Origin of the sequence: Bradyrhizobium sp. 62 (assembly GCF_023073035.1) — a bacterium.
Taxonomy (GTDB): Bacteria; Pseudomonadota; Alphaproteobacteria; order Rhizobiales; family Xanthobacteraceae; genus Bradyrhizobium.
The window spans coordinates 47,354-69,974 of record NZ_JADPIT010000022.1; the positions used below are offsets into that span (position 1 = coordinate 47,354).

The 22,621-nt window shown below is 65.0% G+C and carries 20 protein-coding genes and 1 pseudogene; 8 read left to right on the plus strand and 13 right to left on the minus strand.

The window, feature by feature from the left end:
* Window positions 1-121 precede the first annotated feature (121 nt).
* The 4 genes from mdlC to IVB47_RS23310 form a co-directional block, all read right to left on the minus strand.
* Window positions 122-1,744 carry a benzoylformate decarboxylase gene (mdlC, locus tag IVB47_RS23295; RefSeq protein ID WP_247464645.1) on the minus strand — a complete coding sequence of 541 codons (1,623 nt, stop codon included), beginning with the start codon at window positions 1,742-1,744 and terminating at the stop codon, window positions 122-124.
* Window positions 1,745-1,883: 139 nt separating this feature from the next.
* Window positions 1,884-2,732: a MaoC family dehydratase N-terminal domain-containing protein gene (locus IVB47_RS23300; RefSeq protein WP_247464647.1), complete on the minus strand. Its 849-nt coding sequence runs from the start codon at window positions 2,730-2,732 to the stop codon at window positions 1,884-1,886.
* A gap of 18 nt (window positions 2,733-2,750) precedes the next feature.
* Window positions 2,751-3,854: a CaiB/BaiF CoA-transferase family protein gene (locus IVB47_RS23305; protein WP_247464649.1), complete on the minus strand. Its 1,104-nt coding sequence runs from the start codon at window positions 3,852-3,854 to the stop codon at window positions 2,751-2,753.
* Window positions 3,855-3,863: 9 nt separating this feature from the next.
* Window positions 3,864-5,033 (minus strand): acyl-CoA dehydrogenase family protein, encoded by a 1,170-nt coding sequence (locus IVB47_RS23310; RefSeq protein WP_007614510.1) that lies wholly within the window; start codon window positions 5,031-5,033, stop codon window positions 3,864-3,866.
* A gap of 124 nt (window positions 5,034-5,157) precedes the next feature.
* On the opposite strand from IVB47_RS23310, the gene IVB47_RS23315 reads away from it, so the two are divergent.
* Entirely contained in the window at window positions 5,158-6,078 is a 921-nt protein-coding gene (locus IVB47_RS23315) for a LysR substrate-binding domain-containing protein (protein ID WP_247464651.1), read from the plus strand.
* Window positions 6,079-6,386: 308 nt separating this feature from the next.
* Here the strand turns inward: IVB47_RS23315 and IVB47_RS23320 are convergent, their stop codons facing one another.
* Both IVB47_RS23320 and IVB47_RS23325 read right to left on the minus strand, forming a co-directional pair.
* A complete protein-coding gene (locus IVB47_RS23320; RefSeq protein ID WP_247464653.1) occupies window positions 6,387-7,661 on the minus strand; it encodes a cytochrome P450 in 1,275 nt (424 codons plus the stop codon).
* A gap of 92 nt (window positions 7,662-7,753) precedes the next feature.
* Window positions 7,754-9,019, minus strand: coding sequence for a cytochrome P450 (locus tag IVB47_RS23325; RefSeq protein WP_247464655.1), 1,266 nt, complete (start codon window positions 9,017-9,019; stop codon window positions 7,754-7,756).
* 369 nt (window positions 9,020-9,388) lie between these two features.
* Here IVB47_RS23325 and IVB47_RS23330 point away from each other — a divergent pair, with 369 nt between their 5' ends.
* The 3 genes and pseudogenes from IVB47_RS23330 (at window position 9,389) to IVB47_RS23340 (ending at window position 12,230) form a co-directional block, all read left to right on the plus strand.
* Window positions 9,389-10,543 (plus strand): YjgN family protein, encoded by a 1,155-nt coding sequence (locus IVB47_RS23330; RefSeq protein WP_247358077.1) that lies wholly within the window; start codon window positions 9,389-9,391, stop codon window positions 10,541-10,543.
* 3 nt (window positions 10,544-10,546) lie between these two features.
* On the plus strand, window positions 10,547-11,653 hold the full coding sequence (locus tag IVB47_RS23335; RefSeq protein WP_247464657.1) for a M48 family metallopeptidase: 1,107 nt from the start codon (window positions 10,547-10,549) through the stop codon (window positions 11,651-11,653).
* 102 nt (window positions 11,654-11,755) lie between these two features.
* A pseudogene (locus IVB47_RS23340) lies at window positions 11,756-12,230 on the plus strand (DUF305 domain-containing protein).
* A 15-nt stretch (window positions 12,231-12,245) separates the two neighbouring features.
* Here IVB47_RS23340 and IVB47_RS23345 read toward each other — a convergent pair.
* From IVB47_RS23345 to IVB47_RS23360, 4 genes are all read right to left on the minus strand, one after another.
* On the minus strand, window positions 12,246-12,455 hold the full coding sequence (locus tag IVB47_RS23345) for a hypothetical protein (RefSeq protein ID WP_027565218.1): 210 nt from the start codon (window positions 12,453-12,455) through the stop codon (window positions 12,246-12,248).
* A 78-nt stretch (window positions 12,456-12,533) separates the two neighbouring features.
* Window positions 12,534-13,163 (minus strand): uracil phosphoribosyltransferase, encoded by a 630-nt coding sequence (upp, locus tag IVB47_RS23350; RefSeq protein ID WP_247358081.1) that lies wholly within the window; start codon window positions 13,161-13,163, stop codon window positions 12,534-12,536.
* Window positions 13,164-13,218: 55 nt separating this feature from the next.
* Window positions 13,219-14,457, minus strand: coding sequence for a URC4/urg3 family protein (locus IVB47_RS23355; protein ID WP_247464660.1), 1,239 nt, complete (start codon window positions 14,455-14,457; stop codon window positions 13,219-13,221).
* Window positions 14,458-14,464: 7 nt separating this feature from the next.
* Complete coding sequence (locus tag IVB47_RS23360) at window positions 14,465-15,721, minus strand: GTP cyclohydrolase II (protein ID WP_247464662.1); 1,257 nt, start codon at window positions 15,719-15,721, stop codon at window positions 14,465-14,467.
* Window positions 15,722-16,108: 387 nt separating this feature from the next.
* Here IVB47_RS23360 and IVB47_RS23365 point away from each other — a divergent pair, with 387 nt between their 5' ends.
* Together IVB47_RS23365 and IVB47_RS23370 are read left to right on the plus strand one after the other, a co-directional pair.
* Window positions 16,109-17,236 carry a threonine synthase gene (locus IVB47_RS23365; RefSeq protein ID WP_247464665.1) on the plus strand — a complete coding sequence of 376 codons (1,128 nt, stop codon included), beginning with the start codon at window positions 16,109-16,111 and terminating at the stop codon, window positions 17,234-17,236.
* 103 nt (window positions 17,237-17,339) lie between these two features.
* On the plus strand, window positions 17,340-18,146 hold the full coding sequence (locus IVB47_RS23370; RefSeq protein WP_247403588.1) for a class I SAM-dependent methyltransferase: 807 nt from the start codon (window positions 17,340-17,342) through the stop codon (window positions 18,144-18,146).
* A 36-nt stretch (window positions 18,147-18,182) separates the two neighbouring features.
* Here the strand turns inward: IVB47_RS23370 and IVB47_RS23375 are convergent, their stop codons facing one another.
* Both IVB47_RS23375 and IVB47_RS23380 read right to left on the minus strand, forming a co-directional pair.
* On the minus strand, window positions 18,183-18,998 hold the full coding sequence (locus tag IVB47_RS23375; RefSeq protein WP_247428878.1) for a DUF2927 domain-containing protein: 816 nt from the start codon (window positions 18,996-18,998) through the stop codon (window positions 18,183-18,185).
* Between the two features lie 69 nt (window positions 18,999-19,067).
* Window positions 19,068-19,646, minus strand: a complete 579-nt coding sequence (locus tag IVB47_RS23380; protein WP_027565212.1) for a L,D-transpeptidase — start codon at window positions 19,644-19,646, stop codon at window positions 19,068-19,070.
* A 256-nt stretch (window positions 19,647-19,902) separates the two neighbouring features.
* Here IVB47_RS23380 and IVB47_RS23385 point away from each other — a divergent pair, with 256 nt between their 5' ends.
* Together IVB47_RS23385 and IVB47_RS23390 are read left to right on the plus strand one after the other, a co-directional pair.
* Window positions 19,903-21,450 (plus strand): acetolactate synthase large subunit, encoded by a 1,548-nt coding sequence (locus IVB47_RS23385; RefSeq protein ID WP_247464668.1) that lies wholly within the window; start codon window positions 19,903-19,905, stop codon window positions 21,448-21,450.
* Between the two features lie 37 nt (window positions 21,451-21,487).
* Window positions 21,488-22,006, plus strand: coding sequence for a hypothetical protein (locus IVB47_RS23390; protein WP_247464669.1), 519 nt, complete (start codon window positions 21,488-21,490; stop codon window positions 22,004-22,006).
* A gap of 45 nt (window positions 22,007-22,051) precedes the next feature.
* Here IVB47_RS23390 and IVB47_RS23395 read toward each other — a convergent pair whose 3' ends face one another.
* Window positions 22,052-22,618, minus strand: a complete 567-nt coding sequence (locus IVB47_RS23395; protein WP_247464672.1) for a hypothetical protein — start codon at window positions 22,616-22,618, stop codon at window positions 22,052-22,054.
* Window positions 22,619-22,621 lie beyond the last annotated feature (3 nt).

Below are 22,621 nucleotides of genomic sequence, written 5' to 3' on the forward strand. Positions count from 1 at the left end.
CCGCGAGGTCTACCGACCTTGCCGTGGTAGCAGTACCGAGCGACAAGTCTTCGCCAAACTACTCCCTGGGGTAATGGGTCCTGGCTTTCGCCAGGACGACGGCATGAAGCGCAGTGCGCCCCTAATGCTTCTGCCCGTACAGCACCGGCACCGCCGAATCCACGATCACCTCGACGAGGCTGGTCCCTTCGAATGCCATCCCGCGCTTGAGCGCTTCGCCCAGCTCGGCCGCCTTGCTCACCCGCACCGCGTGGCAACCCATGCCCTCGGCGAGCCGGACGAAATCGATCCCCGGCAGCTCCAGTCCCGGCACGTTCCTCACCTGCATCACCTGGCTGAACGAGCGCATCGCGCCGTAGCCGGAATTGTTGATGACGATGACGGTGAGTGGCAGCTTGCGCTGGACGGCGGTCCAGAGTGCCTGGATCGAATACATCGCCGAGCCGTCGCCGATCAGGCACACCGTGCGGCTGTTCGGCTTGCCGAGTGCCATGCCGACCGCGGCCGGCAGCGAGTAGCCGAGGCCTCCGCTCGCCATGGTGTAAAAACTATCCTGGCCGCGCATCGGCATGAACTTTTGCATCGCCGGCCGGTGCGAGGGGATTTCCTCGACCAGCGACGCGCCGTCCGGCATCGCCTGCGACAGCGAATGCAGCAGGAATTCGACCGGGAGCGGATCGGCGGCTTGCGGCGCCGGCGGCAGCGTTCGCCCCTTCGGTGCCGCGCGCTTGCTCTCCGGCAAGAGGTCGAGCAGCATTGCGAGCGCCGGCTTCATCGTCGCGATGATGCTGGTTCCGACCGGCGTTACCGCTGCGGCATCCGGGTCGTCCGTGATCTGGAAGAGCGTCGCACGGCCGTCGAAGATCGCGGCGTGGCCTTCGACGTGGAAAGTGAACACCGGCGCCCCGATCACGATGACGAGGTCGTGCTCGCGCAGCGCGTCCGACAATTGCGCCGGCGAGGCATGCAGGAAGCCCGCGAACTGGGGATGGCGTTCCGGGAACGAGCAGCGCGCCGAAAACGGGCTGACCCAGACGCTGGCCCTGGCCTTCTCGGCCACGCGCACCATCAAATCGACCGCGCCGGCGCGATCGACGCCGGGGCCGACGACAAGGGCAGGGTGCTTGGCTGAACCGAGCGCGGTGACCAGCGCCTTCATCGCGTCAGCCTCGGGTCCGATCTCGCGACTAACCTTGCGGGCTTCGATGGGAGCTGCCGCATGCGCCCAGTCGTCGACCGGGATCGAGACGAAAGTCGGCCCGCAGGGCGGCTGCATCGCGGTGTAATAGGCGCGCGCGATGGCGGCCGGCACGTCCTCGGGCCGCGCCGGCTCGACGCTGTATTTCACATAAGGCCGCGGGAATTCGGACGCACGCTCCGCATACAGGAATGCCTGCAACGGCAGGATCGAGCGCGCCTGCTGGCCCGCGGTGATCACCAGCGGCGTCTGGTTGCGATGCGCGGTATAGATGTTGCCGAGCGCGTTGCCGACGCCGGCGGCCGAATGCAGATTGACGAAGCCGGCATTGCGCGTCGCCTGCGCGTAGCCGTCGGCCATGCCGACCGCGGAGGCCTCCTGAAGCGCCAGCACGTAGTCGATGTCGTCGGGCCAGTCGCTCAGGAACGGTAGCTCCGTCGAGCCGGGATTGCCGAACACGCGTCTGATGCCGAAGGAGCGCAGCAGGTCGAGTGTCGCCTGCTTGACGGTGACGGATTTGCTGCCGGTCTTGCCGTTCTTCGCCATGGTTTCCGTTCCCTGATGTTGGTCGGCGCTGCTAACCCAGCCGTCATTGCGAGCGCGACGAAGCAATCCAGAATGCCGCCGCGGTGACAGTCTGGATTGCTTCGTCGCTTCGCTCCTCGCAATGACGAGTGAGAGACTATCACCACACTGCCGTTCCCTTCATCGTCGGCTGCCCCTCCGCGTTCGCGGTCCACAGCTCCATGCCATCAGCGGTCTCGTTGGCGTTGATGGAGAACTCCGAGCCTTCGAACAGCGGCTGCACCCCGCGATACGAAAACTTCTTCGGCGCCTTGCCGCCGCGCAGCTTCGCGGCCATCTCGATGATGAACGTTGCCTGCAACGGCCCGTGGAAGATCAGGCCCGGATAGCCCTCGACCTTGGTGACGTAGTCGCGGTCGTAATGGATGCGGTGGCCGTTGAAGGTCAGCGCGGAATATCGAAACAGCAGCACGGGATCGGAGACATGGGTCTCGCGATGCTGCGCCTTGGGCGGCGGAGGCGGGGTCTTTGCCGGCGCGGACGTCGTCGTCATTTCGCGATAGACGATGTCCTGCCGCTCGCGGATGGCGATGCCGCGCGGCGACGAGATGCTGTGCTCGACCGAGACGAAGCACAGCGTGCCGGTCGAGCCCGTCTTCACCTGTACGTCCGCGATGCGCGATGTCCGCGTCGATTCGTCGCCAACGCGCAACGGCTGCAGGAACTCGATCTCGCCGCCGGCCCACATCCGGCGCGGCAGCGGCACCGGCGGCAGGAAGCCGCCGCGGGTGGGGTGGCCGTCGGGGCCGAGCATCGACATCGGAAACACCGGCTGCGCCAGGCACCAATGCACCGTGAACGGCGCCGCGTCGCCCGGCTTGGGCGCGCCGACCTCCTGGAACAGCGTCGCGCGCAGGCCCTTCACGAGCTGCGCGGTGACGGTGTCGGTGGCCTCTTCGCTGCGGCCGATCCATTGCCTGAGATGATCGATGTCGAGCTTCTCGGTCATGACGCCTCGCTCTTGTTGTTATGATTTCTTGACCGGTCGTTCGCCGATCCCTGGCACCGAACCATAGCTGCGCGTCTCGCCGACGATGATCGGCGCCGGCGCGGGATAGCTGACGCGTCCCTGGGGCGTGTCGACCTCGATGCGGCGCAGATGCGGATGCTTGGTGAGATCCGCCATGGTGTTGACCTCGGCAAAGGCGATGTCGGCATCGGACAGCCGCTTCAATAGCTCGTCGCGCGTCATCTTGGCGAAGGCATCCGCGACCGTTTTGTCGGTGAAGTCGCGGTTGCGCACGCGCTCGACCATGTTGGCAACGCGCGGATCGGCAGGCAGATCCGGCTGGTCCAGCACTTTTGCGCAAAGCGTCTTCCACTCGCGCTCGCTCTGGATCGAGATCAGGATGTCCTTGCCGTCGCTCGACGTGAACACGCCATAGGGCGCGATCGAGGGATGGCGCAGCCCCATGCGCTTGGGCGGATTGCCGGCTTCCGAGTTGAGCAACGGCACCGTGCACCAGTCCGCCATCACGTCGAACATGGAGATGCGGATGTCGGCGCCCTTGCCGGTGCGTCCGCGCCCGATCAGCGCCTCCAGGATCGCCGCATGCGCGGTGGCGCCGGTCGCGACATCGACGATGGACATGCCGACGCGCGAGGCGCCGTCGGGATTGCCGGTGATCGAGGCAAGGCCGCTCTCGGCCTGGATCAGGAGGTCGTAGGCCTTGCGGTGCGCATAGGGGCCCTCGTCGCCATAGCCGGTGATCGTGCACGAGATCAGTTTTGGATAGTCCTTCAGCAGCCGCTCGCGCGAAAAGCCGAGCTTGTCCATCGAGCCCGGCTTGAGATTCTGGATCAGCACGTCGGCGCTTGCGATCAGTCGCTCCAGCTCGGCGCAGCCTTCCTTGGTGGCGAGATCGACCACCGCCGATTGCTTGCCGCGGTTGAGCCACACAAAATAGCTGCTCTGGCCCTTGGCCGCTGCGTCATAGCCGCGGGCGAAATCGCCTTCGGGCCGCTCGATCTTGATGACTTCCGCGCCGGCATCCGCCAGCCGCGACGAGCAGAACGGGGCCGCCACCGCCTGCTCGACCGCGATCACCCTGATCCCGTCAAGTGCTCCCATGGTGCTGCCTCAGTACGAGCGGGGCATGCCGAGCACGTGCTCGGCGATGAAGGACAGCACGAGGTTGGTCGAGATCGGCGCCACCTGATAGAGCCGCGTCTCGCGGAATTTGCGCTCGACGTCGTACTCCTCGGCGAAGCCGAAGCCGCCATGGGTCTGGACGCAGGCATTCGCCGCTTCCCACGACGCATCGGCCGCGAGCATTTTTGCCATGTTGGCCTCCGCGCCGCAGTCGAGCCCGGCCTCGTATTTGCGCGTCGCTTCCTTCACCATCAATTCGGCCGCGCGCATCGCGGCGTAGGCCTTGGCGATCGGGAACTGGATGCCTTGATTCTGGCCGATCGGCCGGCCGAAAACGCTGCGCTCCTTGGCGTAGTTGGTGGCCTTCGCGATGAACCATTTGGCGTCGCCGACGCATTCGGCCGCGATGAGGATGCGCTCGGCATTCATGCCGGAGAGGATGTAGCGAAAGCCCTTGCCCTCTTCGCCGATCAGATTCTCCGCCGGCACCTTCATGTCGGTGAAGAACACTTCGGTGGTGGCGTGGTTCATCATGGTGCGGATCGGGCGGATCTCGAGGCCCTTGTTCTTGGCCTCGCGCATGTCGACGATGAACACGGAAAGGCCGTCGGTGCGCTTCTTGACCTGGTCCTTCGGCGTGGTGCGCGCCAGCAGGAGCATCAGGTCGGAATGCTCGGCGCGGCTGGTCCAGATCTTCTGGCCGTTGACGACGTAGCCGGCATTGCCGTCCTTGCGCGCGAAGGTCTTCAGCGAGGTGGTGTCGGTGCCGCTGGTCGGCTCGGTGACGCCGAAGGCCTGCAGCCGCAATTCGCCGCTCGCGACCTTCGGCAGGTATTTTGCCTTCTGCTCGTCATTGCCGTGCCGCAGCACGGTGCCCATCGTGTACATCTGGGCGTGGCAGCCGCCGCCGTTGCAGCCCGCGCGCTGGATCTCTTCGAGGATCGCGGCGGCCGCAGAAAGCTTCAGGCCCGCGCCGCCATATTCCTCGGGGATCAGCACCGACAGATAGCCGGCCTCGGTCAGCGCGTCGACGAAAGCCTTGGGGTAGGCCATCTCACGGTCGAGCTTGCGCCAGTATTCGCCGGGAAACTGCGCGCAGAGCTTTGCGACGGCTTCGCGGATGTCGGCGTGATCTTCGGTGTGGTGTTCTTCACTCATGGGGTTTCCCGTATGTGCGGCAGTTAAGATAACGCCGGCCGATCCTCTGGCGTTGTGAAAACAATGCCAGCCCCCTATGCTCATTTGCTATAGCGTATGGAGTAGCCTTCCAGGATTGGCAAGCATGGATTTCCGTCAGCTCAGGACCTTCAGTTGCGTGGCGGAGCTCGGCAGCCTCTCCAAGGCGTCCGACACGTTGCGCGTGGCGCAGCCGGCGCTCTCCAGGCAGATCAAGCTGCTGGAACACGAGCTGCGCACCGAATTGTTCACCCGCAACGGCCGCGGCATGGTGCTCACGGATGCCGGCCGCCTGTTGCTGGCGCGCACCTCCGGCATCGTGCGGCAGATCGACCAGATCCGCGACGACATCCAGTCGTCCAAGGGGCCGCCGTCCGGCCAGGTCGTGCTCGGCCTGGTCCCGACCGTGAGCTGCGTGCTGTCGGCGCGCTTCGCGCGGCGCTGCGTGGAGAAATTTCCCGGCATTTCGCTGCGCATCGTCGAGAGCTACAGCGGCCATCTCGTCGAATGGCTGCACCGCGGCGAGATGGATCTCGCCATCCTCTACGGCCGCTCCGCCGATCTGCATCTCAACGTGGAGAGCCTTGGTCGCGACAACATCGTCGCGGTGGGTCCGCGCGGTTGTGGTCTGGCGCGCAAGAAGAGCGTCGATGTCGGCTGGCTGCTGCGGCAACGGCTGGTGCTGCCCAGTCATTCCCACGGCCTCCGCGCGCTGATCGAGCATGCGGCGGCGCAACGCAAGATCAAGCTCAACGTCCAGCTCGAAGCGGATTCGTTCCGCGTGCTCACGAGCCTCGTCGAGGAAGGCCTCGGCTTCGCGCTGCTGCCGCCCTCGTCGGTCCACGGCGAGGTCGCGGATGGGCGGCTGGAAACGGCTGTCGTCTCGAAGCCGATGACGCGCGAGCTCATATTCGCCTCTCCGATCGACCGTCCGGTCTCGACGGCCTCGGTTGCCGTCACCGCCCTCCTGCGCGAGGAAGTCGCCGCCTGCCGCAAGGACGGCGTGTGGGACATCAGGTTGAGTTAGATGTGCCGGTGTCGTAGACCAGTCGCGCGCGATCTCGCCTTCGCATCTGGCGCGAGCTGTCATGCCGGAATTTTATAGCCGGGTATTCCCGCGTTCACCGCTGGGGCCCCGAGGCGCACAAGTCGCCGAAACCTCGTCATTGCGAGCGCAGCGAAGCAATCCAGCTATTTCCGCGGCACGGATTCTGGATTGCAATCCCTCCGCGGTTACAAGTCTGGATTGCTTCGCTGCGCTCGCAATGGCCTGGATTGCTTCGCTTCGCTCGCAATGCGAGCTGGGGCAATCACTCCGCCACCAGCGCAATGAGCCTACCCCGGAATCCTCACCGGCAGCGACTCATACCCCTTGATGAAGCTCGAATAGATCCGCTTGGGCTCGCCGACCACCTCGATGCGGTCGAAGCGCTTCAGCATCTCTTCCCAGACAATCTTGAGCTGAAGCTCGGCGAGGCGCATGCCGACGCAGCGGTGGATGCCGAAGCCGAAGGAGAGGTGGGTGCGCGGTCGCGGGCGGTCGATGATGAACTCGTTCGGCCGCTCGAACATCTCCTCGTCGCGATTACCCGAGACGTACCACATCACGACGCGGTCGCCCTTCTTGATGTGCTTGCCGCCAACTTCAGAGTCCTGCAGCGCAGTGCGCCGCATATGCGCGAGCGGGGTCTGCCAGCGGATCACTTCGGGCACCATGGAATCGATCAGTTCCGGGTTGGCGCGCAGCCTGTCGTACTGCTCCGGGTTCTCGTTCAATGCCAGCACCGAGCCCGTCATGGTGTTGCGCGTGGTGTCGTTGCCGCCGACGATGAGCAGGATGATGTTGCCCATGAGATTGTCGGGATCCATGAACCGCGTGGCGTCGTTGTGCGCCATCAGCGACAGCAAATCGTTGCGCGGGGCGGAGTTGACGCGCTCGTTCCAGAGCTTGGACATGTAGGCGTAGCATTCGTCCATCTCGCGACGACGCTCTTCCGCCGAAGCCACGATGCCGCTCTTGGGCAGCGCGGTCGCGACATCGGACCAGCGCGTCAGCTTGCGCCGTTCTTCCCAGGGGAAGTCGAACAGGGTGGCGAGCATCTGCGTCGTCAGCTCGATCGAGACGCGCTCGACGAAATTGAAGGTCTCGTTGCGCGGCAGATTGTCCAGCACGGTCTGCGAGCGTTGGCGGATCAGTTTCGCCAGCTCGTCCAGATGCGTCGGCGTGAACATCGGCGACACCGTCTTGCGCTGCGACGAGTGACGCGGCTGGTCCATGGCGATGAAGCTCGGCCAGTCATAACCTTCCGGCACGTCGCGGATCCCGATGCCGCCGAGCGTTGAATCGGAGGAGAACAGGCCGTGGTTGGTATCGACATGCATGATGTCGTCGTACTTCACCACCGACCAATACGGCTCGATCGGCGCATTGGTGCAGTAATGCACCGGCTCTTCGTTGCGCAGCCGCTCGAACCACGGCCACAGGGTGTCGTCCTGGAACAGCCTGGGCGCGCCCGGGTGGAACTGCGCCAGCGGGGTCGCATAGGCCTCCTCGCGCGCCCTGCGCAAGCGTTCTGCCTTGTCCACTTGAACCGGCGCTTGGATGTTCATGGTGGTTGCTCCAGTTGCTTGCTCAACCTCTCCCGCGTGCGGGAGAGGGGGCGCAGCTTCCTTGTGGACGTGTCGAACTCATCTTTGCGAATCTAAGCCGCGATCTTCACCGGCAAGGTTTCGAGACCCTTCACGAAACTCGAATAGACCCGCTTGGGTTCGCCGACCACCTCGATGTGGTCGAATCGCTTGAGGATCTCTTCCCAGATGATCTTGAGCTGGAGTTCGGCAAGCCGCAAGCCGACGCAGCGGTGGATGCCGAAGCCGAACGAGAGATGCGTGCGCGGGCGGGCGCGGTCAATGATGAATTCGTAGGGCTTTTCGATCGCGTCGGCGTCGCGGTTGCCCGAAACGTACCACATCACGACCTTGTCACCTTTCTTGATCTGCTTGCCACGGAACTCGATGTCCGCAAGCGCGGTGCGGCGCATATGGGCCAGCGGCGTCTGCCAGCGGATCACTTCCGGCACGAAGCTGTCGAGCAGCGCGGGGTTTTCGCGCAGCTTGCGATATTGCTCCGGATGCTGGCTGAGTGCGTCGAGCGATCCGGACATGGTGTTGCGAGTGGTGTCGTTGCCGCCGACGATCAAAAGGATGAGATTGCCAAGAAAGTTTTTCGCGTCCATGTCGCGCGTCGCGGCACCATGCGCCATCATCGACAACAGGTCGCTCTTGGGCGGCTGCTCGATGCGCTCCTTCCACAGCCGCGCGAAATAGCCCGCGCATTCCGTCAGCTCGGCCTGACGCTCGTCTTCGGTGGCGACGAGGCCGTCGGGTCCGGGAATGGTGGTCGCGATGTCCGACCAGCGCGTCAGCTTGCGCCGGTCCTCCCAGGGGAAGTCGAACAGCACGGCGAGCATCTGCGTGGTGAGCTCGATCGAGACGCGGTCGACCCAGTCGAACACCTCGCCACGCGGCAGATTGTCCAGGCACTCGGCCGAGCGCTTGCGGATGCTCAGCGCGAGATTGTCCAGATGCGTCGGCGTGAACATCGGCGCCACGGTCTTGCGCTGCGCCGCGTGACGCGGCGGGTCCATAGAGATGAAGCTCTCGCGGCGCAGTTCCGGATCGATGTCGCGGATGGTGATGCCGCCGAGCGAGGAGGCCGAGGAGAACACCGAATGATTGGTCTCGATCTCCATGATGTCGTTGTAGCGCGTCACCGACCAATACGGGCCGAACATCGAGTCCTTGCAATAGTGCACGGGATCTTCGCGGCGCAGGCGATCGAAATAGGGCCAGAACGTATCGGTCCTGAACAGCTCGGGGTCGCCCGGATCGAACTGCTCCAGCGGCAGTGACGTTGCGCGTGCGCGTAACGCGTCGAGCTTCGCCGCGCTTTCGATGGTCCCATGCATGACCGCTCTCCCTGACATGAACCGCGCGTTCTCGTTGAATTCTGCGCTGCGGTATTTGATTTGCAATTACAGCCGGTTGTCTGCGCCGGAGCAAGGGAGAGTTTTGCCACATGGGTGTGATGTAGCCCGGATGGAGCGGAGCGAAATCCGGGATCGGTCCGCTACTGCCGCTGTCCCGGATTGCGCTGCGCTCCATCCGGGCTACGAGGCCATTGATCCAACAACGTGATCTCGCGCACGCCCTCGGCCGTGAAATCGTGCCAGAAATCGACCGGAAACGAGCTAAATCGAACCCGCCCATCTTGGGGATCGACTAATCTCTGATCTATAAGTTTGATCGAACCAGGTCCGCACCCCGAGGTTGCCGCCGTGAACGACATGCAATGGGCCCCCATCGGCTCCGAACCCTTACCCCCGCCGCTGCCGCCCACGCGGGTCGATTTCACCGGCAACCGTACCGAGTTTCGCAAATTGGTCACCAAGGGTGCCATGCTCGAGCTCGTCACCTTCGGCTTCTACCGGTTCTGGCTCGTCACCGACATCCGCCGTCATCTGTGGGCGAACACCGCGGTTGATGGCGACGCCGCCGAATATACCGGGCGGGCCAAGGAGCTCCTGGTCGGCTTCCTGTTCGCGCTCGCGATCCTGGTGCCGATCTACCTCGCTTACTTCCTTGTCGGTATCGAGTTCGAGCGCTGGCAGGGCTTTGCCTCGACGCCGCTGTTCATCAGCTTCTACGCCTTCGGTCAATTTGCGATCTTTCGCGCGCGGCGCTATCGCCTGACGCGCACGGTCTGGCGCGGCGTGCGGTTCTGGATGGACGGATCGGGCTGGGCCTATTCGTTCCGCGCCATGCTGTGGGGCTTGCTGGTGTTCCTGACGCTCGGGCTCGCATTGCCGTGGCGCGAGGCCTCGCTCGAACGCTACAAGATGCGGCACACTCATTACGGCGATTTGCGCGGCGATTTCAAAGCTGACGGCTGGACGTTCTTCAAGCGCGCCTGGTGGCTGTGGCTGCTGAGCCCGATCGCAATGGTGATCTTTCCGCTGGCGCCGTTCTTCTATGCCGAATTCAAGGCGCGCGAGTGGCGCTGGTGGCTCGACGGCATCCGCATCGGCGACGTCAGCCTGTCCTCGCAACTGCCGCACAACGCATTCTACGGCCTGTACTGGAAAGTGATCGGCTGGTGGACGCTGCTCTCGGCCATCTTCGCCGCCTATATCGGCGGAGCGACCATGCTCGTGGTCACGCTGAGTGGTCTTTCGGTCGAGCAGGCGTTGGGGCCCGGCAATGCCGGCAAGAGCATCCCGACACTGGTGATGATGGTCATCGGCTACCTCGCTCTAGCCCTGGCCCTCAACATCGTCATGCGGGTCTATCTCCAGCGCGATCTCTGGGCCAAGGTGCTGGAAACGGTCGATGTGCACAACATCGCCGCAGCCGCGGATGTGCGCGGCAGCGCCGAGCTTGCCAGCGCGCTGGGCGAAGGCTTTGCCGATGGACTCGATGTCGCGGGATTCTGAGCTGTGAGTGACGTATTCGCTGAGGCCCCGGCGCAATCCGCAAAGCCGACCATCTTCTTCGACGGCGTGTCGAGCCGCAGGCGGCAGGTGACGCTGACGCTCAGTGACGCGCTCGAGCTTCTCGAAGAGGGTGCGCCCGTTCGCTGGGCCTATGCCGACATCCGCCGGGCCGACAGCCCGCCTGGCATTTTGCGGCTCGCCTGCGCTTCCGCGCCGCCGCTGGCGCGGCTGGAAATCCGCGACGCTGTGCTCGCCTCGGACGTGACCGCGCGCTGCATGCGGCTCGACGACCACCAGACCTCGCGCCGTGGCGTCGCAAAGATCGTCGGCTGGTCGATGGCAGCCGCCGTCTCCATCGTCTGCGTCGTGCTGTTCGGGGTGCCGCTCGCTGCCGACCGCCTCGCGCCGCTGGTGCCGAAACCGATCGAGCGCCGTATTGGCGATGCGTCGGAGGTTCAGGTGAAGACCATCTTCGGCCGCAATGCGTGCGAGGATGCGGCGGGGAAGGCGGCCTTCATCAAGCTGGTCAACCGCCTGCGCGATGCCGCCGGCCTGGACGACGATTCCATGACCGCGGGCGTGCTGCCGACTCCGGTGCCGAACGCGTTCGCGCTGCCGGGCGGCAAGGTCTTCGTGCTGAAGGGCCTGCTCGACAAGGCCGAAAGCCCGGACGAGCTTGCCGGCATCCTCGCCCACGAACTCGGTCATCTCAAGCATTACGACAACATGCGCGGCCTGATCTATAACGGCGGCACCTCGTTCCTGATCGGCCTGTTGTTCGGCGACGTCACCGGCTCGAGCGCCGTGATCTTCGCCTCGCGCAGCGTGGTCGAGGCGTCCTATTCGCGCGAAGCCGAGACCGCTGCGGATACGTTTGCCATCGAGATCATGCACAAGCTCGGCCGTTCGCCGAAGCCTGCAGCCGAATTGATGTTCCGCATCACCGGCAAGGAAGGCGGCGGCCTCCCGTCGATCCTGGCGAGCCATCCGCTGACCGAGGACCGCCTCGCGCGCATGACGAAGGAGGATCGCCCCGCTAGCGGCCCGCCGCTGCTGACGGATGCGGAGTGGCAGGCGCTGAAGGGGATCTGCGGCAGCGGCAAGATCTGAATCTCTTGCCGCCGACGCGTCGGGCCCCGCGCCAAATCACCAATCGGCGAGGAACGATCCGTCGGGGTCTGGTTATCCCCGATAGACAGCGGGAAGTTCCTCATGGCTTACGGTCGTTTCGTCACGATGATCGCGGCTTCCACCGTGATCATGTTCGCTCTGATGTATCTCAACACCTTCGCTCTGGATCACGTCTGGTACAGCCAGACCCGGACGTGGATGGCGTTGCTGATGGGCGCGGTCATGGCCGCCGTGATGCTCGTACAGGAACCGTACGGCGAACGTCGCCATTCTGGCTGCCAGCGCTGTCGTGTTTGCGGTTTCGCTCTGGCTCGTTCGTAGCCAGCAGACCGTGACCGACGTTGCCTATATGCAGGCGATGATCCCGCATCATTCCATCGCGGTTCTCACCAGCGAGCGCGCGCACATCAGGGATCCCCGAGTCCGCAAGCTGGCCGACGACATCATCGAAGCCCAGGTGCGGGAGATCGGCGAAATGGAACGGTTGATCGCCGACCTCAAGGAGAAGCCCGCGCCCGCGGATGCGAAGGATCTGCCTCCGCGGCCGCCGACCTGACGGAGCGGCCTCGTATCACTTTGCCGGGGCGGTCGGATTGGTTGAGCCCGTGGTGACGCTCGGCGCGTTGTTCGGACTGGTGGTTGTGGTCTGCGGACCGACGTCGCGGCCATTGTAGAAGAAGACGGCTGCGACTACAGCGATCACGAAGATCGCCCCGATCGCCCAGCCCACCGGGCTGTTGCGGCGTGCTCTGTCTGCTCTGCGGTCATCCTGATAGGTCATCGTGCTCTCCATGGTAGAGCAGGAAAACCTTGCGCGAGCGAAGCTGTTCCTAATGTGACGCGGTTTGCAGGCCGACGCTTATCTTGTGCCGTAGGCGCGGTCGCCGGCGTCGCCGAGGCCCGGCAGGATAAAGCCGTTCTCGTCGAGACCTTCGTCGACTGCGGCCGTCCAGATCGGGACGTCCGGATGCAGTCCGCGCAGCCGTTCGAGCCCTTCGGGGGCGGCGATCAGGCAGGCGAGGCGAATGTCCTTGGCGCCGCGCTCCTTCAGCCGGTCGATTGCGGCCACAGCCGTGTTGGCGGTCGCAACGACCGGCGTCACCACGATCGCCAGGCGTTCGCTGAGATCGGACGGCGACTTGAAGAAGTATTCGACCGCCGCAAAACTGTGCGGCTCACGATAGAGGCCGATATGTGCGACGCGCGCCGTCGGCACCAGATCCATCATGCCGTCGACGAAGGTGGTGCCGGCGCGCAGCATCGGCACGAAGACCAGCTTCTTGCCCGCGATCTTGGCCGAATGCATCGTCGCCAGCGGCGTTTCGATAACGGTATCGGTGAGCGGCAGGTCGCGCGTCACCTCGTAGCACAGGAGCATGCCGATCTCCTTGATCAGCTCCCGAAACGATTTGGTCGAAATCGATTTGTCCCGCACCAGGGTCAGCTTGTGCTGCACCAGCGGATGATCGACGATCGTGACGCCTTGCATGACGGGATGCTCCTGAAATTGATCGATGCGCAATGCGACGCGTCTGGATTACGCGTTAGCAAACGGTCCCGTCGCTGATCACCTTCAGCGGCGGCGAACCGTCGGGGCGCCGCGCGAAGGCGATGGCGCGGCCCGCGGCCCAGGTGCCGCCTTCCAGAATGCTGGCGAGCGGCAATGTCTCAGGAGTGCGGCCGAGTTTGGCGCGGACCAGTTCGGCGAGCCGGTCCAGCAGCGCCACCGTCAGCGCGCGCCACTCGACGACGAGCAGGGAGTCCACCGCATGCGCACGTTCGGCGTCGGCGGCGTCGCGCAGGCGCAACACCTCGTGATCGACGAACAGGCCGCCATTGCGGTATTCGGCAAGCCCGGTCAGGCCGTCGATGTCGGTGACGTCAAACCCGGCGCGCTGGAGCGGCTCGATCAGCGAATAGCTCAGCCATTGCGACAGCTTGTGCAGGGGCACGAGGCCCGAGGTCGCATCGCTGGCCTTGATTGCCGGATGGCGCCAGCAATCGCCGAGCGGAATTCCGGCAAGCTCCAGTCGCGATGGCCAGATCGGTCCGAGCTGGTTCAGCACCGCCGACAGAATCGCGGGTGCGGGAACAGCGCCGCCCTTCGCCTGTGCCGCGATGTGATCGAACAACCCGCCCGGCCGCGGCGTATCGTGCGCGCCGAACACGTCCGCGCGCTCCGTCACCAGCTTGCCCAGGCGTCGCAGCAGATCGGTCCGCCCTTCGAGCCCGAGCAGCGGATTGGCATCGCTCAGCTGAAAGGCGGAGGTGAGGGAGGCGAGGGGCAGTTTAGCAAGGATGTCCGCATCGGCCCTGAAGGGTGCGCGAGGATCGCGGGAAAGAAGACCGCTCGCGAACATGTCGAGGCTTGCAATCGCGAGTCCTTCGGATCGGCCGATGCTCCGTCCCGTCACGGCGTCGCGGTATCGCCACGCCGCACCCGCGCCTGCATCGAGCAGCACGCTGACGATGGCAAGGTCGAACTCCGCGCGTGCCCGTGCCGCGCGATGGGGCCACGGCGCCGCATCCGCAAGCCGCGCCCAGCGATCGACGCCGCCGAGCACGAAATGCCGCCAGCGCGCATGGAACGGAATCTCCAGCGTCGGATAGGCCTCGCGCGTCACGGCGAGAACGGCGTCGGCAACGCGATCCATGCGATCGAGATCGATCGTGAAATGCGTCAGCCCGTCGTTCAGGCCGATCTCGAACATCTCGCCGGCACGCGCGCGAACCGCTGCTGCGCTGAGCAGCGAACGGGCCGGCAATTCCAGAGCGTCTGCCATCAATCGATCAGTATTTTTCCAGCGAACGCCCGACCACGCCATCGACGTCCTTCTCCGGCGCGATGTCGGTGGAGTAATAGCCTGCGGCCTTCTTCGCCGCGATCTCGACATAGGCATCGGCGGGAATGAGCTCGGGCGGGATCGGCACGCGCTCGACGATGTCGATGCCCTGCGAGGTCAATGCGTCATGCTTCATGTCGCTCATCGAGAGGAAGCGGTCGATGCGCTTCAGGCCGAGCCAGTGGATGGTGTCGGGCATCAATTGCTGGAAGCGCGCGTCCTGGACGCCGGCGACGCATTCGGTGCGCTCGAAATAGGCGGCGGCGGCATCGCCGTCTTCCTGCCGCTTGCGTGCGTTGTAGACCAGGAATTTCGTGACCTCGCCGAGCGCGCGGCCTTCCTTGCGGTTGTAGATCACGAGCCCGAGTCCACCCTCCTGCGCGCCGCGCGCGGATTCCTCGATGCCGTGAATGAGATAGGGGCGGCAGGTGCAGATGTCGGAGCCGAACACGTCGGAGCCGTTGCACTCGTCATGCACGCGGCAGGTGATCTTGGTGCGATGGTCCGGCAGCTTGGTGACGTCGCCGAACATGTAGACGGTGGTGCCGCCGATCGGCGGCAGAAACACCTTCATGTCCGGCCGGGTCACCAGCTCGGGGAACATGCCGGCGGTCTGCTCGAACAGCGTGCGCCGCAGCTCGGTCTCGTTGGTCGCAAAGCGCTCCGCAAGGCCGGGCAGATACCAGACCGGATCGATCGCGATCTTCACCACCGACACGCTGCCATTGGCATGCACGACGTCGCCGTCGGCGCGCAGGCGCTTGGCGCCGAGCGCCTCGCGGATCTCTGGCAGGTCCAGCCGCGCCCGCGTCACCGCGATGCTCGGCCTGATGTCGATGCCTTCGGCGATGTCCTTGCCGAAATTCTCGGCGACGAGATGCCCCCAGGGATCGAGCGCGACGATCTTGGCGGGATCGCTCCATTGCGGGAACGGCCCGATGGTCGCCGCGGGAAACGTGTTGGTGAGATCGGGCCTACGAATCGGATCGAGCGCGCCGGCGGACACCGCGAGCGCGCGGTACATCGCATACGACCCGCCATGGCTGCCGATCACGTTGCGATCCCCGGCGCGCGACACCGTGCCGATGATCGGCCCGCGGGCCCGTGCGTCGGCGGCGCCCCAGTGGATCGGGAAGGCAGCTGTCCTGCCCGGCTCCGGATGGGAGGTGAGGCGGATGTGGTCGGTACGGTTCGCGCGGCTCATGACCAAACTCCTAAAAAGCCAACGGCCCGCCGCTCGGACGGGCCTTGGCTCGTCGCGCTGCCGATGCGGAACACCGGCGGCGCGAGCTCAATCCAACATATTGTAGCGGGCAGTCGCGACAGACAAGTTAATCGTGCTGCGCCGGGCAGGGCGGCTCGCGGCCAAATTCCCGTCATCCCGCGCCCCGGCAGCGCTTGCCCGAGTGCCACGCCACCGCACGGGCGGACCTCGCTGCCAGCGCAGTAAGCTGATGAAGTAATTATGTTTTTCACGTTTTCAAGAGGCGCGGCACAGTTGGCGTGCCGGGCGTCGAGTTTCCGGACAAAACATGTCATCAAACCAAACGCCCAGATCGTCTTTGCCCTATCGCCTGCCCGGGAGACCGCCATGTCCGCCGCTACCTACATCGACCCTCGCAACGGAAAGCTCTATCCGCTGGACCAGCCGCGCTGGTGCTCGGACGAGCGCACGCCGCTGCTGGTGACGGCGGGGGCCGGGATGTCGCGCGAGGACATCGACGGCCGCACGCGATCGCTCTGGCGCTACCGGGCGGCGCTGCCGGTCGAGATCACGAGTCCGATCACGCTCGGCGAAGGCTGCACGCCGCTGGTGCAGCAGGCCTGGGGCGAGCTGCGCCCGTTCTTCAAGCTCGAATGGTTCAACCCGACCGGCAGCTTCAAGGACCGGGGCTCCGCCGTGATGCTGTCGTTCCTGCGGCAGATCGGCGTCGACGCCATTCTGGAGGACTCGTCCGGCAATGGCGGCTCGTCGATGGCGGGTCTCGGTGCCGCCGGCGGCATGCGTGTGAAGATTCTCGCGCCGGCATCGACGTCACCGGCCAAGATCGCGCAGGTCCGCGCCTACGGCGCGGCGGTGCAGCTGGTCGAGGGCCCGCGCGAGGAATCGGAGGCCGAGGCCATCCGGCAATCCAGCCAGACCTTCTATGCCAGCCACAACTGGCAGCCGTTCTTTCTCGAAGGCACCAAGTCGCTCGCCTATGAGATCTGGGAGGATCTCGGCTTCCGCGCCCCCGACAACGTCATCGTCCCGGTCGGCGCCGGCAGCTCTCTGCTCGGTTGCGCCTTTGGTTTCCGTGAGCTGTTGAAAGCCGGCCAGATCACCAGGCTGCCGCGCCTGTTTGCGGCGCAGCCGCTCAATAGCTCGCCGATCGATGCGAGCTTCAAGGCGGGCGTCGACACGCCTGTTGCCCGCGAGGTGAACAAGACCATCGCCGAAGGCACCGCGATCAAGCATCCGCTGCGCCTGCGCGAGATCATCGGCGCCTTGCGCGAGAGCGGCGGCGGCACCGTCGCACTCACCGAGGATGAGATCGTCGCCGCGCTGCGGCGCTTGGCGCGGCAGGGCCTGTTCGCCGAGCCGACCAGCGCCAGTGCTGCCGCCGCGCTGGACAAACTATCCGCCACCGGTGCCATCAAGGCGAACGAGACCACGGTCGCCGTCCTCACCGGCACCGGCCTCAAGGCTGCGACCATCGTCGCCGATCTCGTGCAATAGGCGCGCCAAGGAGGCGAAGCCGTCGCCGTCATGGGACCGCGTTGAACCTTTGGCATCCGTCGTCAGCCTCATGAAGGCCGACATCGAGCGAAGGGAGAGTTCCATGCCCGATCAAGACCCGTTTGCTGGTTTCAAGGCCGTCCAGAAGGAAGCCTGGTCGCTGTTCACGCCGATGGAAGTGTTCACGACCCCCTCGGCCGCCAAGCTCGTGAGCTTCGCCGGAGTCGCGACCGGCCAAAGGCTGCTCGACGTCGGATGCGGCACCGGCGTTGCCGCGATCACGGCGGCGCGCCGCGGTGCGAAGGTCAGGGGCCTCGACCTGTCGCCGGTCCTGATCGATCGCGCCCGCGAGCACGCGCAGCTGGCGAACCTCGATGTCGACTTCGCCGAAGGCGACGCCGAAAGCCTGCCCTATGGCGACAACGAGTTCGACGTGGTGCTCAGCCAGTTCGGCCATATGTTCGCGCCGCGTCCCGAGGTCGCCATCGGCGAGATGCTGCGCGTGCTGAAGCCCGGCGGCACCATCGCCTTCTCCACCTGGCCGCCGCATCTCTATGTCGGACGGATGTTCGCGCTGATCGGCCGCCATCTGCCGCCGCCCGAGGGCGTGGCATCACCGGTGTCGTGGGGCGATCCCAAGATCGTCGCCGAACGTCTCGCAGGGAAAGCGAAGGACATCGCCTTCGACATGGACATCATGACGCCGTCCGCACTCAGCCCGCAGCATTTCCGCCGCACCATGGAAACGACGATCGGGCCTTTGATCAAGCTCATTGCCCAGTACAAGGACGAACCGGACAGGCTGCGGAGTTTTCGCAACGAGTTCGAGGCGCTGATTTCCGAATATTACGACGGAAGCAACAACGTGATGCGCCAGCAATTTTTGATGTCGAAGGCGAGGAAGGTGTGACTGCTTTCTCTTCTCCCTTGCGGGGGAAGAGCGCCTCTATTCCTTCAGATCGTTCACACGCCTCACCCAAATGCGCACATCGGTGAGCACGCCGGGCAGCACCGCCTTGACCTCCTGTATGGTCATGCCGGCCTTGATGCGGGGATCGTAGAGCAGGTTGAGGATGTACTGGTCGTAGACGTCGAAATAGCCCATCGAGACGTTGTCGTTGAACATGGTCCAAGGCACGCTCGCGGTGTCGTTGATCGGGCCGAGCGATTGCAGCAGCTCCTCATAGGCGCAGTCGAGGAAGGTGAAATCGCCGTTGTCGACCGTGAGGATGACGTCGGAATGCTCGATCTCGAAATTGTCGTTCTTGCGGAAGCCGGACAGGCATTGCGGATCGAGCGAGGTGCGGATCTCGCGGGCCTTCTCCGCACCGTAGAAGCTTGAGATGGTGCGGAACAGATCGCGGTCGCGCACGAGCTTCACCCGCACATTCGCGGCCTCGCTGCTGTCGATCATGGCGATGTCGAGATGCTGCACGCGCTTGCCGATGTCGGCTACGACTTTCGCGAGCTGCGCCTTGCGGTCGGCGCGGTCGCTCTCGGCGAACACGCGCACCGGTCCGTCGAACTTGCGGATGCGGTCGACGCGGCCGGCAAGATGGTATTCGGCGCCGAACGCCGTCTTCAGAAAGCCATCGACGATCTCGCCGTCGGTAAAGCTCTTCTTCTCGGCGCGCTGGCGCGAGGCGATCGCGGGCAATTCGCCCGCGACGGCGATGGTAGCGGTGTCAGGGGCAAACGCGACGGTGGCGAGCGCCAGCAGGGCGATGCGAAAGCCGGACGAAGACGGGGCCAATGCGCTCATTGCCAGGCGACGCTGCCGTATTCGGAACCGACGCACAAGACCGCATATCCACGCGCTCGCCGGTTCCTGCTAGTTGTTCAGCACGACCACGGTGGTGCCGACCCCGACGCGGCCGTAGAGGTCGGTGACGTCGTCGTTGGTCATGCGGAAGCAGCCCGAGGACACCGCCTGGCCGATCGTCTCCGGCTCGTTGGAGCCGTGGATGCGGTAGAGCGTCGAGCCCAGATACATCGCGCGCGCGCCGAGCGGATTCTCGACGCCGCCCTTCATGTGACGCGGCAGGTCCGGCCGGCGGGCCAGCATCTGCGACGGCGGCGTCCAGTCCGGCCATTCCTTCTTGGCGGTGATCCTGTGCACGCCGCCCCAGCGGAAGCCGTCGCGGCCGACGCCGATGCCGTAACGCAGGGCCTGACCGTTCTGGAGCACCAGATAGAGCCGGCGCTCCGAGGTGTTCACCACGATCGTGCCGGGGGCGTAATTGCCGTTGTACATGACGGTGGTGCGGGGAACCGGGCTCGAGCCGCCGCGGAAGAAATTCGGGCCGCCGCCCATGATGTCGCGCGAGTCGAACTCCTCGGCGAAGGCGCCGCCGGCGGTCGCCGACAGGAGTGCGATGGCGGCAATCGGCGCGGCAAAAAACCGGATCATTGTTTCCCCCAGCAAAAAATCGATTCAACTGAAGTCACAGGCCATATTTGCGAGCTTTCCGCAAGCCACGGCACCGTGAGGGAGGCATCCTTAATGAATGGCGTTACCAAATCGGCAACCATGCCAATTTGCCGGAAAGCATTAGCCAAACGGGCGCATCGCAGGGCGGCGATGCCTGCTATTGCTTTGACGAGACGAGCGAACAATGATTGATCGGACGGATTGTTGGAACATTGCCGGTTGCGGGAGCTGACGGATGAACGGTGCGGAAAGTCTGGTGCGGACGATGGTCAAGGGCGGGGTCGACGTCTGCTTCTCCAACCCCGGCACCTCCGAGATGCATTTTGTCGCAGCGCTCGACCGCGTGCCCGGCATGCGTTGCGTGCTCGGCCTGTTCGAAGGCGTGGTGACCGGCGCCGCCGACGGCTATTTCCGCATGAAGGGCACGCCGGCCTCGACGCTGCTGCATCTCGGTCCCGGCCTCGCCAATGGCCTTGCCAATCTGCACAACGCCAAGAAGGCGAATTCCGGCATCGTCAACATCGTCGGCCAGCATGCCGTCTACCACATCGGCTACAACGCGCCGCTGACCTCCGACATCGAGGGCCTGGCCCGGCCGATGTCATCCTGGGTCCGCACCTCGCCGAACTCCAAATCGGTCGCCGCCGATGGTGCCGCGGCGATCGCCGCCGCCAAGAGCGCGCCGCCGCAGATCGCGACCCTGATCCTCCCCGCCGACACCGCCTGGAACGAAGCGGACGGCATCGCCGAGGTTCCGGCCGAGCAGCAACGCGCGAGCTATTCGCCACAGGCGGTCGAGCAGGCCGCAAAGATCCTGCACGGCGACGGCGAGGGCACGCTGCTGCTGATGACCGGCAGTGCGCTGAGCGAGCAGGGCCTGGCGCTGGCCGAGCGTATCGCCGCCAAGACCGGCTGCACCGTGATGGGCCCGACCTTCCGTCCCAGGATGGCGCGCGGCCGCGGCCGCTTCTCGATCGATCGCATCCACTACGTGATCGACAACGCGCTGCAGATGCTGGCGAGGTTCCGCCATATCGTGCTGGTCGAGTCCGACGATCCCGTGGCGTTCTTCGCCTATCCGAACAAGCCGAGCATCCTCAAGCCCGAGGGCTGCGACGTGCATCGCATGACCTCCTGGGGTGAGAATTCGGTCGCGGCGCTGGAAGCGCTCGCCGGCGCGGTGAAGGCCAGCGCGAAGGACGTCAAGCCGCAGGCCGCGGCCGAGCTGCTCAAGCCGACCGGCGCATTGACCCACGCCTCGATCGCCCAGTCGATCGCCTATGCGATTCCCGAGAATGCGATCCTGGTCGACGAATCCCTCACCACCGGGCGCGCCTTCTTCCCGCCGACCGCGGCGGCTGCTCCGCATGACTGGCTCCAGAACATGGGCGGCTCGATCGGCTTCTCGACGCCGCTCTCGATCGGCGCCGCGATCGCCTGCCCGGATCGCAAGGTGATCTGCATGGTCGGCGACGGCAGTGCGATGTACACGATCCAGTCGCTGTGGACGCAGGCGAGAGAAAACCTCAACATCGTCACCATCGTGTTCGCCAATCGCATCTACCAGATCCTGCGCGGCGAGTTCGACAATGTCGGCGCTGGCGAGCCCGGCCAGCGTGCCAACGACATGCTTCGGCTCGACCGGCCGGCGCTGGATTTCGTGGCGCTGGCCAAGGGCATGGGCGTGCCCGGCCGCGCCGTCACCAACGCGGACGAGTTCAACAAGGCGCTGGCCGAGGCCGTCGCCGAGCCCGGACCGCGGCTGATCGAAGTCCAGATGTAGGGCACCGCATCAGGAGCGCCGAGGGCCCGGAGGCAAGATGCAGACCGAGCTGAACAAGGTGATCGCGGCGCTCCGGGACTTCTACGCCCACGAAGCATTCCTGTTCGCGAAGGACATCGGCGAGCGTGCCATCACGCACCGCTTCGCCGTACATCTGGAGAAGCAATTCTCCGGCTGGTCGGTCGATTGCAACTACGACCGGCTCGGCGAGCGTACGTTGCATCTGCCGCACGGCACCATCATCTCGACCGACGATCATCTGGGCAAGTCGATCTACCCTGATGTCGTCGTGCATCAGCGCGAGATCCCGAACAATTTGCTCACCGTGGAGATCCGCAAGGCGAGCAATCACACCGCGCTCGACCACGACCAGCACAAGCTGATGGCGCTGACCGATGCGCATGTCTGGTTCGCCTTCTGGATCGGCGTGCTGCTGGTGCTGGACAAGGACCATGTGACGATCTCGGAGGTCTATGTCAGCGGCGTCCTCGATCAACCACTGTCGCGCTGGTTCGCGACGCGGCTGGAGGAGATCGGCCTGAGGGCTGCGCGGTAAGGCGCGTGCCGAGATTGTCGCCTTTAATTCAGCTATTGCTTTGAGTCATAACCCAAGCGCGATCTCAGCCCATTTCAGCATGCGGTCGCTATTGAGGAATGACAGCACCGCCGGCTCCAGTGACGCGGTCGCGCCCGGTGCGAGCAAAGCCGTCGCGGCCACCATGTCGCAGCGTTGATTGAAGGCGAGGGAGAGCGCGGCCTTCGGGTTCCCCTCAACGCGATATGCCCGGCTGCGGCCGCGCATCGGACCGACGACGATCTCTCGGCCGGCAGCCGTCGGCGTTGCCTTCCCAATCAGCGCCAGGTCGCCCATCTGTTCGAGGTCGCCGTCGTCGGCAACGCCGGTGGCGCAATTGCAAAAGCCGAGCTTGGGGCGAACGTAGAGCTGGACCTCGCCGCCGCAATCTTCGGCCTTGCAGCGAAACGCCTTTCCCTTCCCCCAGGGATCCGCGCCGAAAGGCCAGTCGATTTCCGTCCACACCGGGCGGACCTCGCCGGAGGCCGCTGTTGCGCGTGTCGGTTCGCCGGATCGCAATATCGAGAGCGCCGCGGCTGCGCAGAGCAGCGCACTGGCTGCGCTGATTGCAACGAATTTGCTTGTCAGGCGCATGGA